Origin of the sequence: Cryobacterium sp. Y50 (genome assembly GCF_002929805.1) — a bacterium.
Classification (GTDB): domain Bacteria; phylum Actinomycetota; class Actinomycetes; order Actinomycetales; family Microbacteriaceae; genus Cryobacterium.
In genome coordinates, this window is the sequence record NZ_PJJM01000063.1 from 1 (window position 1) to 14,845 (window position 14,845).

Genomic DNA, 14,845 nt, shown 5'->3' on the forward strand with positions numbered 1-14,845 from the left:
CCATACCCGCCACCCGAGGGTGATCGACACACTACGACAGTCCCGAAATCACCCACCACAACAACGTAAGGAAGGAGACCTCATCACCGGCGCCCACAACCGGAGCGCGATCGCCACCCTTGTGGAACGCACGACTCGCTTCGTGATCCTCGTGCACCTGCCCATCGATCACACCGCCGAATCAGTTCGCGACGGCCTCGTGGCCGCGATGAACGCCCTCCCCGCACACCTACGCGGCTCTCTGACCTGGGACCAAGGTGTCGAGATGGCGCACCACACCGCAATCCGCCTCGGCACAAACATGGACGTCTACTTCTGCGCCGCCGCCAGCCCCTGGCAACGCGGCTAAAACGAGAACACGAACGGACTACTACGCCAGTACTTTCCCAAAGGCACCAACCTCTCCACCTACACCACCGACGACCTACGCAAGGCAGTACACGAGCTCAACGAACGCCCCCGGAAAACCCTCGACTGGGACACCCCCGCCGAACGCTTCGCTAAGCTGATCACTGAATAGACCACCCGGTGTTGCAACGACCACTAGAAACCGCCCGCCAACTGAAGACAGGGCCACGGTTGTGTAGTTTCTACTATGTCGTAGTTGACGGCAGCTGGTGGTTCTTCATCCGATAACTGGCACCCTTGAGACTGATGACATCGGCATGATGAACGATCCGATCGATCATCGCTGACGCCACCGTTGGGTCACCGAAAACGTCACCCCACCGACCAAAAGTCAGATTGCTCGTCAAGATCAGCGACGCCTGTTCATAGCGGCTTGAGACGAGCTGGAAGAACAGATTCGCAGCGTCCTGATCAAACGGAATATAGCCCACTTCGTCAACGATTAGTGCGCTGTAGCGGCGCAGTCGCTTGAGCTCTGCGTCGAGTTTCCCGCGGGAGTGAGCTTCTTGGAGGCGGTTGACCCAACCGACTGCGGTATCAAAGAGGACCCGGTGGCCGGTCTGTGCGGCCTTGACGCCGAGACTGATCGCGAGATGCGTTTCCCCGGTCCCTGGCGGCCCCAACAGGACCACGTTCTTGCCCTCGGCGAGGAAAACCCCGGTGCCCAAATGCGCGATCAGGTTCCGGTCGGCGGACGGCTGACGGTCGAAATTGAAGTCCTCCAACGTCTTGAATCCTGGGAACCGTGCAGCCTTGATCCGCATCGCTGACCCCGACGCTTCCCGTTCCGAGACTTCCCGCGAGAGGACCGCGGCGAGGTATTCCTCGTGGGACCAGACCGCATCGCGGGCCTGGTCGCCGAGGCGCCGGAACGCATCGCTGATCCGCGGCGCCCGGAGCGCCCGGGAGTAGTACTCGATCTGCGAGGCGGTCTCGGATCCGCCAACCACTGCGCCGCTCACGAGGCGACCGCCACGGGGGCTGGCGCGTCGGGTGTGAGGCCGAAAAGGGTGTCGTAGTGATCCAGCGACGCGGTCTCCACGACCGTTAACACGGGCATCTTCCGGCCTTGGCTCCGGTGCTGATTCCTCAGCTCACCAGCCCGAGTAACGTGAGCGGGATCGATGATGTTCAGCTGCCGCGCCCACTGCCTCGGGTGCGAGCTCACGAGGAGCCCGTCGTGGTGGATGTTGACCGTGTCCAGGCCCGCAGTGACGTGGACGAGACGCCCGATGAGGGCAGGGTCGACGGAGTAGTCGTTGCTGAAGGCACGGACCATGTAATCCCTTGGTAGGCGCACGATGTTGCGAAACAGCACCTCGGGAGCCACTGGCGGCAGCGCCCGCATCGCGGCCCTATCGGTGGTGACGAGATCGATCGGGCGGCCTCGGCGGGCACGGGAAAACCGGCTGTTCGCGATCGGCAACCAGTCGGCCATCTGGGCGTTGAAATCCGCCGGAGACGCGAATGTGCGACCGGGCATGAACCTGCCCCGAAAGAACCTGTTCATGCGTTCGACCATGCCCTTGGACTCCGGATCGCGGGGCTTCAAAAGTTTGATCTCGCACCCGAGCGTGCCGGCGAACGCGGCGGCGGCCTCGGTCAGTTTCCCGCGCCCGATCCCGGACTCGTTGTCCCAGAGCAGCCGCGAGGGAACGGCCTGTGCTTCCTCGAACAGAGACCACATGCCGCCGAGCAGATCTGATGTCATCCGTGTCGGCAGCATGCGGCTTTGGATGAATCCGGACGCCGCTGACGTCATCACGAGCACGGGTGGCCGGTCGACCTGGTCGCGGCCGAGGGGGATGTCGTCGTGGGGGAACCAGAGGTCACATTGCATCTGGAAGCCCGGCGGGTGCACGAGCCGGTCAACGGGGTCCGGGACCCGGTAGTCGGGCCGGATCTTTGCGATCTTCGACCGGAACAGCGACTCCGATCCTGACCAGCCGACGCGTTCCGCGATGGCCGCCGCCGGCATCGTTGGCGTGGCCGCCAACAGTGCCCGTGCGGCATACGCGAACTCGTCGAAACTCGACCCACTGCCTGCCCGCTGATAGGCCGGGGCCAAGGCCCGGTCGACCGTTCCTCGAGACACGCTGAGTCGTCGTGCTATCTCCCGCTTCGAGATTTTCTCTGTCGAATGCAGGTGGCGAATCTCCGCCCAATCATCCAATGTGATCACCCTTCATACTGCTGGGTGGCCCTGTTTTCAGTTGGCGTTAACATGAGCGCTCGCTCGAACTCGGCGAGAGCCGCAAAGACAAGCTTCCCGGATGCTGTCGTGGTGTCGATCGGCACCCTCGCCAGCGAGGACTTTGAGGCCGACGCCTCGATCGATAAGATCATGCGCCGTGTTGACCAGATGGCACAAGTCACGGCCGAGTCGGTCAAGTTTCCACACCAGGAGAGTGTCGCCCTTCCGGGGTACCTTCAGACACGCAGCCAGGTGTGGGCGATCGTCCTTCTTGCCGGAGGCATGGTCCTCGTAAAGGTTGTCCGACTCGACGCCGGCAGCCAGAAGCCCATCCCGTTGAAGACCAGTGCTCTGCGACCCGTCCGCCTTCCAGACCCGCATGTACCCGACAAGCCCATGTCATTTATATGTTCGAATACGTGACAACACGCCCGATTCCCCGAAAGAATCAAATCTTGTCACTTATCCCAGAGCGTATTCTGCGTCTCGCAGACCATACACGATTCATGTTGCGTGATGGATACAGAGGAGTGCCCGACGTTGGCACGACGGTCCCACATCAGGCTCATCCGTAACAACAAGTCAAGATAATCGTCCCTGCTGAAACAGCACATGCACAGACTACGATGTTGGTGTCATATCCACCACGAGACCTCACTCTGGGGTTAATGCTGAAAATAACTATCAGCGCTGACTTCGGACGTTACGACAAAAACTTTCGTTAGCGCCGCTTCTTGCAAAGAATGCTCGTGGCGAGTCGACGTATCCGCTCTGCACAGGCGTCAGAGTCGCTCAGCGCCCGATACCCGCGGGCGGTGCGGGCTCGAGGACATTTCCTCACTGAACAGGCCGCTTCGAAATGCTTGTATCTGGTCACTCGCGGTTTCGATCCCACCGGAGTGGGCCGAGCCCGTTGGACGATGCGTTGGAAGCCAGCTCTCAACGCCTTCGCCTTCACGTTCCGTGACCGCTGGCCGAACGCAGAATCCCATTAATGAAAAACGCCGGAAACACCGTTACCGAGACACTCCCCCGATTGATTGTGAAGCATGTGGTGGGGTGGGCGCGGGCGAAACGGGATCTGCGCGACGTGGCTGCTCGCGTTGTGGGGGTGGCTGGGTTGCTTGTGGATCGGGCAAATCGGTATCGGGCCGAGCGTGAGGTGTGGGAGTGGTGGCAAGCGGAGGTGGCGACGATGAATGCTGTTCCGCGGCGGCGGCCGAAACGGGTGGACGTGTCGAGCCGGCCGTTGTTTCACGATGTGAATGCGTCGGGTGAGCGGGTGTGGCCGCGGTATCCGCGTTCTAGTGATCAGCGTGGTGATCATCGTTCGGCGCGGGAGTTGGTGGATTTGGGTGTGTTGAATCCGGAGAATCGGTGGCAGTACCTCGGCGATGCCGCCTAACCACCAAGTACACCACTGGGGTCAGGCGGCGCGTCTCCGAGGTGGTCGTGCCGGACACGATTTATGGAAGAGATGCAACTTCGTCGAAGAAATGCTGACGTAGGACACTAGATAGCATCAAGGGGGTAGGACCATGTGTCATGGCTGCCGGCCTGACATCCGATTTTTATAACTTGACAGGACCTCAGCCATGCCGAAAACATCACCCGCAGATATCGTTGATGCAGCCATTCTCGATTCGACTGTTCGGGGTGCCCGGCTTGATGAACCGTTGACGTTGCGGGCACTGACGATACCGAACCGGGTATGGATGTCTGCAATGTGCCAATATTCCGCCGGATCGGACGGGGTGCCTACCGATTGGCACCTGGTTCATTACGGCTCACGGGCAGTCGGCGGGGTCGGTCTCGTCATGGTCGAATCGACCGCCGTGGGTGCGCAGCACAGGATAACGACCGGCGATTTGGGCATGTGGACTGAGGATCAAGTGGTCGCTCATCGTAAAATCACTGAGTTTATTGGCGCGTCTGGCGCGGTATCCGGGGTTCAGCTTCAGGCTGCCGGGCGCAAAGGGGCGTCAATGGTGCCGTGGGAACAGAATGGGCAAAACAGCCAGATTTCAGTCGACGATGGGGGATGGCCGGTGATAGCTCCATCGCCCATCGCGTACGGGGACTTGGCGTCTCCTCGTGAAATGGACGTCACCGACATCGACGAGCTCGTTGTCGCTTTTGCCCGAGCAGCAGAACTCGCGGATCGCGCCGGATACGATCTCGTGGAGATTCACGCGGCGCATGGATATCTGCTGCATCAGTTTCTTTCTCCATTGACGAACCAGCGTGACGACGAATACGGTGGAACGCTGGAGAACCGCATGCGTTTGCCCTTACGGGTGGCGGCTGTGGTGCGCCGTGTTTTCCCCGCGCAGAAGCCGGTCTTCCTGCGCCTCACCGCCACCGATTGGATCGACGGCGGGATTGACATCGATGAAGCTGTCGAATTCGGTCGCCAGCTCGCCGGGATCGGGATCGATCTGCTCGACGTCACCTCGGGCGCTCTGGAACGCAATGCAGAATACCCCAAGCGCCCCGGCCTCAACGTCGAGTTTTCGCGCGTTATCGCAGATGCAACAGGACTGCCGACGGCACCCGTTCAAGGCATCGATGATTTCGAACTTGTCACCGATATTCTCGCCAGCGGTGACGCGCAGGCCGTTATTATTGGTCGCGCCCTGCTCAGGGATCCGTATTTCTACTTCCGTCTGAACCAATCCGATCCAAAACAAATCTGGCCAAAACAATACAGGCGAGCGTTCTAATATCACGGTCGTCTTTATTGGCAGTGTCTCGTTAACGGTGTTCCCGGTGGTTTTCATTTAGCTTTAATACCGTTCTGGTTCGTGGCGGGGTTGTGGCCACTGGGCGTGGTGGAGGCGTTTGATGGACCATTTCGAGATCTTGCGTTTGATGACTCGCGGGTTTGATCGTCGTCGACGCGTTCTTCGTGACACTACTTACTTTGGTCTGAGACGTTGCCGGTGAGCAATCGGTTGGAAACTCCGTCTCTTGGGTGAAACCCGTATATAAACAAAAATATTTGATTGAAAAAAGACTTTATAATTCTAAAGTTGAGGTATAACGTCGATATATGGAATTTGTCGGAGCGGAGCCGGTGCAGCTCACTGCGCTGGATCAGCTCATCGTCCGTGCACTTGCTGCGAACGGTCGCGATTCTTGGGCGACGATCGCTCAAGTTGTAGGATCGTCACCCTCAACTGTTCAACGTCGGTACGCCCGGCTGCACGATATGGGAGCGATTCACGTCGTTGGCGCTGTTGATGCCTCGGCGACGGGCCTCGGAATTGCCACCATGGTACGAATCCAATGTGGGTCGGCGGCCACCGCCTCCGTTGTCGCGACGCTCTCTCGTCGGCCCGAAGTTCGATTCGTCTCCACGCTCACTGGTTCGGCCGACTGCGTTGCAGAGTTCGTTGTACCCAGGCTTGCCGACTTGGAGCGGCTTCTTCAGGAACTTCTCGCAGACCCGTCCATTCGCACGGAAGCGGTCCCGGTCCTCCGAACCTTCACGGTTCCCTTCGATGCCTTCCCTGGAGCGCTCGAAGGAGCGGGAGAGATCGGGTGGAAGGCGGCGACTGAATACACTGGCAATGCGGTTGCCCCCAACCTTGAAGCCATCGAAGGGGTAGTACCTGCGAGAACGCACCTCAATTCGCTGGAGCGTGCCGTGGTCGAGATACTCATCCCGGACGGACGGACGCCTCTTATCGACGTCGCGCGTGCAATAAGCCGAAGCGAGGCGACGACTCGCCGGGTCATCGATGAATTGCTCTTTTCGGGGCGGTTGCGGATTGGGCCGTTGCTTGCTCCTCATCTCCTGAGTATTGAGACTGAGCTCATGCTCTGGATTTCCGTGTCTCCTGACCAACTCGGTGCCGCAGCACGGCAGCTCGCTCAGCACTCAGCCGTGCACTATGCCGCGGCTGCGGCTGGTCGGTACAACCTCATCGGCCAAGTGTTTCTTGCTGACTTTGCCGATCTTTATGACTTCACCACACACGTGCTCGGCGCCCTTCCGGGAGTTCGAGAGGTCGATCTCACCATCCAGATGACCACGCATAAGCGGATGTGGACGCCAATCGTCGACAGTCGTTTCGTACCCATATCAAGGAGCTCCAGTGCGTGAAACCACAGAATCTTCTGCCACTGACCTAACCGGACAGCCGTGGACTTGGCCTGAATCTACTTGGCGCGGCGTCGTGGAAAATGTACGCGCTGGCGCCAACTTGCTCCCCGCCGCAGGCCAAACAAGATGGCCCGGGGGGGCTCGCGTCGCCGTTGCGCTTTCCTTCGATTCCGACCACGAGACGCCCTCGTTGCGCGACGGCGAGGTCTCTCCCGGGCGCATGGCGCAAGGGGAATACGGTGCGCGCGTCGGCGTGCCGCGTATCCTTGATCTCCTCACCAAGCACGGAATTTCCGCATCATTCTTCATCCCTGCCGTCTGCGCGCTGCTCCGCCCAGATGAGGCACCGAGATACATCGCGGACGGACACGAAGTTGCCGTGCATGGGTGGATCCACGAGCGCAACACACATCTTAGCTTTGACAACGAGCTCGATCTCCTGGGCCGTGCGATCGCCGTGCTCGAGGGCCAGACCGGTGTTCGGCCGGTGGGAATCCGTACGCCTTCGTGGGACTTCTCCGACTCCACCCTCGATGTCATCCAAGAGCTCGGGTTCGGGTACGACTCGTCGCTTATGGCCGACGATGAACCCTATGAGCTCCTGCACAGGGGGAGCCAAACGGGGATTGTGGAGATTCCCGTTGAATGGATCCGGGACGATGCGCCGTATTTGATGATGGATCGATTCTCCGGGCTCCGCCCGTATATGGCACCGCGCGAACTTGGCCGCATCTGGCGCGATGAGTTCGATACGTCATATGCCGAAGGGGGGACCTTCGAGCTGACGATGCACCCACACATCATCGGTCACCGCTCACGAATGTCGATGTTAGACGAGCTTCTCACTTATATCCGAACCTTCCCGGACGTTTGGTTCACCACGCATGCCGGCTTGGCCGCCCACGTGTCTCCCAATATCTTCTCCTGAGAGCAACGACTCGACCTTCTCGAACCTTCTTACGTATGACATTCCACGTCTATGAACACTGACTGACCAATCAAAGGGGAAGTACGCACATGACGAATACCACTATGTCGTCTGGGGCGACAAGCGCCGATGTTCACCAGACGAAACTCACACCCCGAGGGCGCAAAGCCGTTCTCGCCGGTGCTATCGGCAACACCGTTGAGTGGGTTGACTGGGCGATCTACACCACGTTCTCATCAATCTTTGCTCGCCATTTCTTCCCCGCTGACGACCCGGGGGTCGCTTTGTTGGCCACACTCGCAGTGTTCGCGGTCGGCTTCGTGATGCGTCCTGTCGGCGCAGCGGTGATCGGCGCTTTCGCTGACCGGCATGGCCGCAAGAAGGGAATGGTGCTGACAATCGGCATGATGGCCGGCGCCTCCCTCGTAGTGGGCCTCACGCCGGATTTTTCCACCATTGGTATCGCCGCCCCAATCATCTTGCTGATAGCCCGACTAGTTCAGGGCTTCTCGGCGGGGGGTGAGTTCGGATCATCGTCAGCTTTCCTCGTGGAGTCAGCCGCACCCAAACGCCGCGCTTTCGCGGGGTCCTGGCAGCAAGTTTCCGTTGGTGCGGGAATCCTGATCGCTTCGGCCATCGGTGCGTTTATTACGGGCACCTTCTCAGCGGAGGCTGTCGACAGCTGGGGCTGGCGTGCCGCATTCATCTTTGGCGCAGCACTCGGAGTTATAGGGTTGTGGCTTCGCGTCTCCGTTGAGGAAACCGATTCGTTCACTAACGCTAAGGCCCGTGCCCAGGCTGTTCCGACTGAGAAGCGTCGCAGTGCGGTCTACACCATGTTCGTCGAGCACCCTAAGGCGACCCTCCGCGTCTTCGGTATTACGATTGCCGGCACACTGCTGTACTACATGTGGGCGTCGTATATGCCCACCTACGCCGCCGTCACCACTGGCATCCCGCTTAGCCAAGCGCTCTTTGCCAACGTGGTTGGCATCGTAATCTTCTTATTTCTCTTGCCGTTTGCTGGCATTTTGTCCGACAAAATCGGGCGTAAGCCCACGATGTCCATGTTCGCGGGCGGTTTCCTCATTTTCGCCTGGCCCGCATTCACTCTTCTCAATGGCAATTTCTGGGTTCTCCTCATTATCCAAATAATCGGGCTGATTCTTCTTCTCGGCTACTCCGCCAACTGCGCCGTGATCATGGCTGAACAGTTCCCGGCGGAAGTACGAGCGACCGGAATCGGCCTCCCGTATGCCCTTGCTGTTGCAATATTCGGAGGAACCGCTCCATACATCACGACTTGGCTGAATCAGAATGAGCTTGGCAGTTTCGTATGGGTGTACTGCGCCGCAGCCGCGCTCATTGGGCTTATCGTATATTTGACGATGCCTGAGACCAAGGGCAAGGTCATCAATTGAACCACGTACTTATCACCGGTGCGGCGAGTGGAATCGGGCTCCAGACCGCTGTCAGGTTTGGTGGCATTGGTGCCAATGTAACCCTTGTCGACTATCGAACCGACGCACTCGCCGCCGCAGCTAGGGTTGTTCGCGAGGCCGGCGCAGCAGGAGTCGCGACAATCACAGAAGATTTGCAGGATGCAGACGCCCCGCGCCGCACGGTCGACGCTGCCTGGACGCGTTCACCCGTCAACATCCTGGTGAACTCAGCAGGGATCTATCCAGCGCTTCCGTTTCTCGACCTGACACCCAGCACGTGGGATGCCGTGCAAAACATCAACGTGCGTGCTCCGCTCCTAGCGACGGTCGCTCTGGCAAATGCCGTGATCGACGCGAAATCCACAGCATCCATAGTCAATATTTCCTCGGGAGCGGCACTACGGGCCCGTCCCGGCGCTGCCGCGTACAGCACATCCAAGAGCGCGCTCGAGATGATGACGCGGGCATCGGCGCTTGAACTTGGTCCACATGGAATTAGAGTCAACGCCGTCGCGCCAGGCTTCATCGCCGTAGCCAGCGACGTTAACCCAGTCACAACGGAGTATGCAGCAGCCGTCTCGGGTAACCCGCTCGGCCGAGACGGTACGCCGGACGACATCGCCCGGGCGGTCGTCTGGATCTCCGGATCCGAAGCGGGTTGGGTCACCGGAACAATCCTGCGAATCGACGGTGGATCGTCGACTGGCGCGCACAACCTGCCCCTGAGCTGGACCACGGTCGACGTTACTTACCCACGAGAGGAACAAGACGTATGAATAACCTCCCTTACACGATCGTCGGAGCAGGCGCTATAGGCGGCACCATTGCCGTTCATCTTCATGCCAAAGGTATCCCGGTCCAGCTCATCGACGCCGATCTTGGTCACGTCGAAGCAATCCGGCAAAACGGGATCACGCTTCTCACGCCTGGTGGAAGGCTCGTCGCACGCATTCCCGTGTTCACCCTGGACGATGCACCTACGAGAATAACGCGCGTCCTTCTCGCGGTAAAAGCGCAGGCCACCCCGGCGGCGATTGCCTGGATCACACCACGGTTGACCACGGACGGTTTCGTTGCTTCGATGCAAAACGGTCTCAACGAGGAAACGATCGCCTCCTTCATCGGAGCAGACCGGACTGTGATCGCCTTTGTTGATCTCTTTGCCGATGTAATCGAACCTGGAGTTATCAAAGACGGAGGCCACGGGGGAATAGCGATCGGAGAATATGCCGGCGGCACGAGTGACCGAGTTCGGGCGCTTGCCGACGATCTAGCACACTGGGGGCGACCGATTGTCTCGGATAACGTCGAGGGTTTCTTGTGGGCCAAGCTCGCCTTCGGAGCCATGCTCGTCACCACCGCTCTGGCCGACCAGGACATGAGTGTCCTCATCGACCGCCACCGCCCGACCATGAACGCCCTCGCCGCTGAGGTCATCGCCGTCGCAGACCATCGTCAGCTACAGCTCGAGGGATTCGATGCGTTCGACCCCGCCGCCTTCAGGCTCGGAGTCGACCCGGACGTGAATACAAGAGCAATCGATAGTCTCGTTGCTTGGCTGGCAACCCAAACCAAAACACGGTCAGGCATCTGGCGAGACATCGCCGTCCGCAAACGCCCGACGGAAGTCCACGCGCAATATGCACCTGTACTGGCTGCCGCAGCTGAAGCCAACATCGAAGTCCCATACCTGCACGCGATGGTTAACCACATCGAACAGCTAGAACGCGGAGAAATAGAGATGAATGAAAGTCTGCTGAACCAGCTCGACCCGGCGGTGACACGGTGACACGCGACCGCGCGCATGACTGGATCGACACGAATAGATCCAATCTAGTCGCCGACCTGGCGGAGTACATCGATCACGAGACACCCTCCGATGATCCGGAACTGCTGCAACAAGGGTTGGCATGGATCGAGGGGTGGCTTACTGCGCTGATTGGAGCTCCCGTCGAACGCCAGGCATTCTCAACGTCAGGGTTCGGAGATACAGTCGTATGGGATCTGCCCCCTACTGAAGGGTCGCACAAATCCGTCAGCGTGCTGTGCCACTACGACACCGTATGGGACGCTGGCACGCTAACGAATTGGCCAGTCGCCATCGATGGCGATCGTCTCACGGGACCCGGAGCCTTCGACATGAAGGGTGGCCTCATCCAGTTTGCCTGGGCCGTCGCTGCCCTCAAAGCATGTGGACTACCCAACCCGGCAATCCGACTCGTGCTGAACGGCGATGAGGAGGTTGGTAGCCCCTCGTCGCGTCAGATCATCGAAAGAGCCGTCTCCGGCGGCGGGCCCGTGCTCGTTTTCGAGTCGGCCGCGAACGGCGCAGTGAAAACTGCCCGTAAGGGCGTCGGTATCTTCACAATCGACGTCACGGGGATTGAAGCACACGCCGGATTGGATCCGCTCGCCGGCACAAGCGCGATTGATGAGATCGCGCGAATAGTCTTGAAGCTTCATTCAGCCAGTGACCACGCCCTCGGAACGACACTGAATGTGGGAACCATCTCGGGCGGCAGCCGCACAAACGTTACGGCGGGTCACGCTACCGCCGAGTTAGATGTGAGGGTCACATCAAATTCAGAAGCAAACAGGATCGACGCTGTTCTCGGCGGGCTCACTACGGCAGATTCGCGGGCAACCGTCGCCATCACAGGCGGCTGGAATCGTCCGGTCATGGAGCGAAGCGCAGCAACGGGCGAGCTATTTAAGGTCGCGTACTCCACTGCCGCTGTTCTCGGGTTCGAGTTGCGTGAGGTGTCGGTTGGCGGAGCTAGTGACGGAAACTTTGCGGCAGCGCTCGGACTTCCGGTACTTGACGGCTTAGGACCGGTCGGATCAGGGGCCCACGCGCGACATGAGTGGATCAGTATCGACGGAATGGTAGAGCGTACCGCGCTTGCAGCGGGGCTTCTCGTTGCGCTTGCCTGACGCTTCCTGATTCCGTGAGGAACATGTGTCCTTGACACCGTTGGGTGGACGACGCCGTTGACACGCCGTTTCCAGGCAATGGGTGCGGACGCCGCGCCCTTGACGAAGGCTGGGTGTTTCGCGACGGTAAACTACCGATCAAAGTGTCCGGTGGACTGAAGTCAAAGGGACATCCCGTCGGGCGACGAGAGTCTCGCAGCACGTGATCTCGGCCCTGCAGCTCACCGGAACGGCCGGGGCTATGCAGCTAACAAACGCACGACGGGCAGCAATTCACAATATGGGAGGCCTGGCCGTCGCCAACTACGTCAGTGTACTGGAAGCCATGTTGATCGCGGAGTTCAGGCGAATCTATGCCGATTTCGGGGTGACGGACGTGGCTGCTGGGCTCGCGTTACCAAAGAACAACCTGTTCGCGGCTGGTCCCGGTCAGGGCTTCGGAGTGCTGGTTCCGGGTGGAGACACGGGCGTATCCAATTTTCATACCAGCAACGTATCACCAACCCGGTAACACGTCACAGAGGCGCGGACACCGCAAGTATTACAAAACTCGCCGCGTGATTCCGTGACTCGCTGATCCTGCCCAGGGTGACTTGCGAAGGATCGTTACCGAACGCCACACGCCAGAAACCTTAGCGTCGGATATTCGACGGATTCACATCACCCGACGCCCTCATGGCACTCGCGATGCTCTGTTAACGCCAACTGAATACAGGGCCAGATACGCGGCGGTTTCCAGCGGTCGTTGCAACACCGGGTGGTCTATTCAGTGATTAGCAGCTTAGCGAAGCGTTCGGCGGGGGTGTCCCAGTCGAGGGTTTTCCGGGGGCGTTCGTTGAGCTCGTGTGCTGCCTTGCGTAGGTCCCCGACGTATCAGCGGGAGCCGTCGGGGTCCAGTTTCGACGCGTTCGCCAGTCAGGTGCGGGTGCTACTCGCGGCCACACCGACGATGCCGGCCGCGACCGCAGCGGAACGGGTGGGCTGGTCGGGATCTCCGTCGTTGTTTCGGGCCAAGGTCGCTGAGCTCCGACGGGAGTATGTGGTGCCGGATCCTGCGGATCGACTGGTGCATCCTGCCGGATTCCAGATCCAGTGCGATCTCTGGTTCCCGCACGAGGACCTGCCGCTGGGACATGGCCAGGCTGCTGCGCCACCGGTGCTGGTGATGACGTCGACGTTCTCCGGGTTCATCCAAGCGCGCATGTTGCCATCGCGGACGACGCCGGATCTGCTCGGCGGGATGTGGTCCTTGTTGCAGGAAGCTGAAGCAGTTCCGACGCGGTTGACGTGGGATAACGAGACCGGCATCGGCCGTGGAAAACTCACCGAGCCCGCCGCCGCTTTCGCCGGGACCCTCGGCACCCAGATCAAACTGCTCAAAGCCCGCGACCCCGAGTCCAAGGGCATGGTCGAACGAATGAATCGCTTCTTCCGGAGCCGCTTCATGTCGGGCCGCGCCTTCACCTCTCCCGATGATTTCAACGAGCAGCTCGCCGCGTGGTTACCGGTGGCGAACAATCGTCTCTCTCGGTCCCGCCGAGGTCGACCCAATGACCTCATCAGCAGGGACCGGGCCGCGATGCGCGGGCTCCCGCCGATGGCACCGGAGGTCATGTTTCGCAACAGCGTCCGACTGCCACGCGATTACTATGTTCGCGCGTTCAGCAACGACTACTCCGTCGACCCCGCCATGATCGGCCGAGTCGTCGACGTGGCGGCGAGCCTTGACCGGGTCACCGTCCACCATGACGGCGTCCTCATCGCGGCGCACCGCCGGAAGTGGGCTCGGCAGCTCACCGTCACAGACCCCGCACATGTACTCCGCGCGGCCGAGCTGCGGGCCCAGTTCCAAGCTCAACGCGCCCGCCGGCCCCCGAGCACAGCCACCGTCGAAATAGCGTCGTTGACTCGCTACGACGAACTCTTCAACGTCGACCTTGAACCGGCGCCGACCGTGCTGGCGGTCGCGTCATGATCGGCCCGGAAGCAGCCTCGCAGATCGAGTACTACGCCCGTGCCCTCCGAGCACCCCGAATCAGCGAAGCGTTCCGCCGCCTCGGCGACCAAGCCCGCGACGCGGGGTGGTCCCACGAGGAATACCTCGCCGCAGTGCTCTCCAAAGAAGTCTCCGAACGCGAAGCCTCCGGCGCCGGGCTGCGAATCAAGGCCGCCCGATTCCCTGGACACAAGACCCTCGAGGACTTCAACTTTGAGCACCAGCCCTCTGCCGACCGAAACCTTATCGCGCACCTGGGCACGAGTGTGTTCCTCACCGAAGCGAAGAACGTAGTCCTCCTCGGGCCTCCCGGAACGGGGAAACCGCACCTCGCCGTCGGCATCGGGATCAAGGCCGCTAAAGCCGGCCACCGGGTCCTTTTCCATACTGCGACGGACTGGGTCACCCGACTTCAAGAAGCCCACTCGCGGGGCAAACTTGCCGCCGAATTGACCCGGCTACGCCGCTACAGCTTGCTGATCGTCGACGAGGTCGTCTACATCCCCTTCGACCAAGACGCCGCGAACCTGTTCTTCCAACTGGTGTCCTCGCGCTACGAACACGCATCGCTGATCATGACGAGCAACCTACCGTTCGCCCGCTGGGGAGACGTATTCGGAGACCTCACCATCGCCTCCGCGATGATCGACCGAATCGTTCACCACGCCGACGTAATCAGCCTCAAAGGCAACAGTTACCGGCTCAAGCAACACCAACCCGCCGAGACTACGGCACACTAGAACCACACGAGAGTGGCCCTGTTTTCAGTTNGTTAACATGCTCAGCCTCGGCGGGCATAAAACGGTGCTACCTGGCCGGAATTAACCCACAGAAC

Annotated in this window: 12 protein-coding genes and 4 pseudogenes; 13 read left to right on the plus strand and 3 right to left on the minus strand. The window is 60.2% G+C overall.

The genetic code is table 11. From position 1 onward, the window contains the following. Positions 1-70: 70 nt before the first annotated feature. A pseudogene (locus tag CXY73_RS22545) lies at positions 71-520 on the plus strand (IS30 family transposase); the annotation flags it as partial. A gap of 73 nt (positions 521-593) precedes the next feature. Here the strand turns inward: CXY73_RS22545 and istB (CXY73_RS02625) are convergent. From istB (CXY73_RS02625) to CXY73_RS02635, 3 genes and pseudogenes are all read right to left on the minus strand, one after another. Further along, a complete protein-coding gene (gene istB, locus CXY73_RS02625) occupies positions 594-1,370 on the minus strand; it encodes an IS21-like element helper ATPase IstB (protein ID WP_199185257.1) in 777 nt (258 codons plus the stop codon). Continuing rightward, the gene (gene istA / locus CXY73_RS02630) at positions 1,367-2,590 is read right to left on the minus strand and encodes an IS21 family transposase (RefSeq protein ID WP_104176745.1); all 1,224 of its coding nucleotides are present in this window, start codon (positions 2,588-2,590) and stop codon (positions 1,367-1,369) included. The genes istB (CXY73_RS02625) and istA overlap by 4 nt, the downstream gene beginning before the upstream one ends. Before the next feature lie 29 nt (positions 2,591-2,619). Continuing rightward, positions 2,620-2,983, minus strand: a pseudogene (locus tag CXY73_RS02635) (recombinase family protein); the annotation flags it as partial. A gap of 383 nt (positions 2,984-3,366) precedes the next feature. On the opposite strand from CXY73_RS02635, the pseudogene CXY73_RS02640 reads away from it, so the two are divergent. The 12 genes and pseudogenes from CXY73_RS02640 to istB (CXY73_RS02690) form a co-directional block, all read left to right on the plus strand. After that, positions 3,367-3,597: pseudogene (locus CXY73_RS02640) on the plus strand (IS256 family transposase); the annotation flags it as partial. Further along, a complete protein-coding gene (locus CXY73_RS02645; protein ID WP_104176746.1) occupies positions 3,597-4,007 on the plus strand; it encodes a hypothetical protein in 411 nt (136 codons plus the stop codon). The pseudogene CXY73_RS02640 and the gene CXY73_RS02645, both read left to right, overlap by 1 nt. Before the next feature lie 190 nt (positions 4,008-4,197). Next, positions 4,198-5,325, plus strand: coding sequence for an NADH:flavin oxidoreductase/NADH oxidase (locus CXY73_RS02650; protein ID WP_104176747.1), 1,128 nt, complete (start codon positions 4,198-4,200; stop codon positions 5,323-5,325). Positions 5,326-5,654: 329 nt separating this feature from the next. Further along, positions 5,655-6,710 (plus strand): Lrp/AsnC family transcriptional regulator, encoded by a 1,056-nt coding sequence (locus CXY73_RS02655; protein WP_104176748.1) that lies wholly within the window; start codon positions 5,655-5,657, stop codon positions 6,708-6,710. Positions 6,711-6,783: 73 nt separating this feature from the next. Further along, positions 6,784-7,638, plus strand: a complete 855-nt coding sequence (locus CXY73_RS02660; RefSeq protein ID WP_233198097.1) for a polysaccharide deacetylase — start codon at positions 6,784-6,786, stop codon at positions 7,636-7,638. A gap of 89 nt (positions 7,639-7,727) precedes the next feature. After that, positions 7,728-9,059 carry an MFS transporter gene (locus CXY73_RS02665; RefSeq protein ID WP_199185258.1) on the plus strand — a complete coding sequence of 444 codons (1,332 nt, stop codon included), beginning with the start codon at positions 7,728-7,730 and terminating at the stop codon, positions 9,057-9,059. Continuing rightward, positions 9,056-9,856 carry an SDR family NAD(P)-dependent oxidoreductase gene (locus CXY73_RS02670; RefSeq protein WP_104176751.1) on the plus strand — a complete coding sequence of 267 codons (801 nt, stop codon included), beginning with the start codon at positions 9,056-9,058 and terminating at the stop codon, positions 9,854-9,856. Before CXY73_RS02665 ends, CXY73_RS02670 begins: the two co-directional genes overlap by 4 nt. Continuing rightward, positions 9,853-10,869, plus strand: a complete 1,017-nt coding sequence (locus tag CXY73_RS22200; RefSeq protein ID WP_199185259.1) for a ketopantoate reductase family protein — start codon at positions 9,853-9,855, stop codon at positions 10,867-10,869. The genes CXY73_RS02670 and CXY73_RS22200 overlap by 4 nt, the downstream gene beginning before the upstream one ends. Next, entirely contained in the window at positions 10,866-12,014 is a 1,149-nt protein-coding gene (locus CXY73_RS22205) for a M20 family metallopeptidase (protein ID WP_199185260.1), read from the plus strand. Before CXY73_RS22200 ends, CXY73_RS22205 begins: the two co-directional genes overlap by 4 nt. An 80-nt stretch (positions 12,015-12,094) precedes the next feature. Beyond that, positions 12,095-12,342 (plus strand): annotated as a pseudogene (locus CXY73_RS23415) (thiolase domain-containing protein); the annotation flags it as partial. A 525-nt stretch (positions 12,343-12,867) separates the two neighbouring features. Then, positions 12,868-13,989: an integrase core domain-containing protein gene (locus tag CXY73_RS02685; protein ID WP_199185261.1), complete on the plus strand. Its 1,122-nt coding sequence runs from the start codon at positions 12,868-12,870 to the stop codon at positions 13,987-13,989. Then, positions 13,986-14,750 (plus strand): IS21-like element helper ATPase IstB, encoded by a 765-nt coding sequence (gene istB, locus CXY73_RS02690; RefSeq protein ID WP_104176752.1) that lies wholly within the window; start codon positions 13,986-13,988, stop codon positions 14,748-14,750. Before CXY73_RS02685 ends, istB (CXY73_RS02690) begins: the two co-directional genes overlap by 4 nt. The last annotated feature ends 95 nt before the right edge of the window (positions 14,751-14,845 follow it).

What these genes read in the sequence shown, in the direction of transcription:
- CXY73_RS02645 (WP_104176746.1), top strand. Translation starts at nt 3,597, where the DNA reads ATGAAAAACGCCGGAAACACCGTTACCGAGACACTCCCCCGATTGATT.
- CXY73_RS02650 (WP_104176747.1), top strand. Translation starts at nt 4,198, where the DNA reads ATGCCGAAAACATCACCCGCAGATATCGTTGATGCAGCCATTCTCGAT.
- CXY73_RS02655 (WP_104176748.1), top strand. Translation starts at nt 5,655, where the DNA reads ATGGAATTTGTCGGAGCGGAGCCGGTGCAGCTCACTGCGCTGGATCAG.
- CXY73_RS02665 (WP_199185258.1), top strand. Translation starts at nt 7,728, where the DNA reads ATGACGAATACCACTATGTCGTCTGGGGCGACAAGCGCCGATGTTCAC.
- CXY73_RS22200 (WP_199185259.1), top strand. Translation starts at nt 9,853, where the DNA reads ATGAATAACCTCCCTTACACGATCGTCGGAGCAGGCGCTATAGGCGGC.
- istB (WP_104176752.1), top strand. Translation starts at nt 13,986, where the DNA reads ATGATCGGCCCGGAAGCAGCCTCGCAGATCGAGTACTACGCCCGTGCC.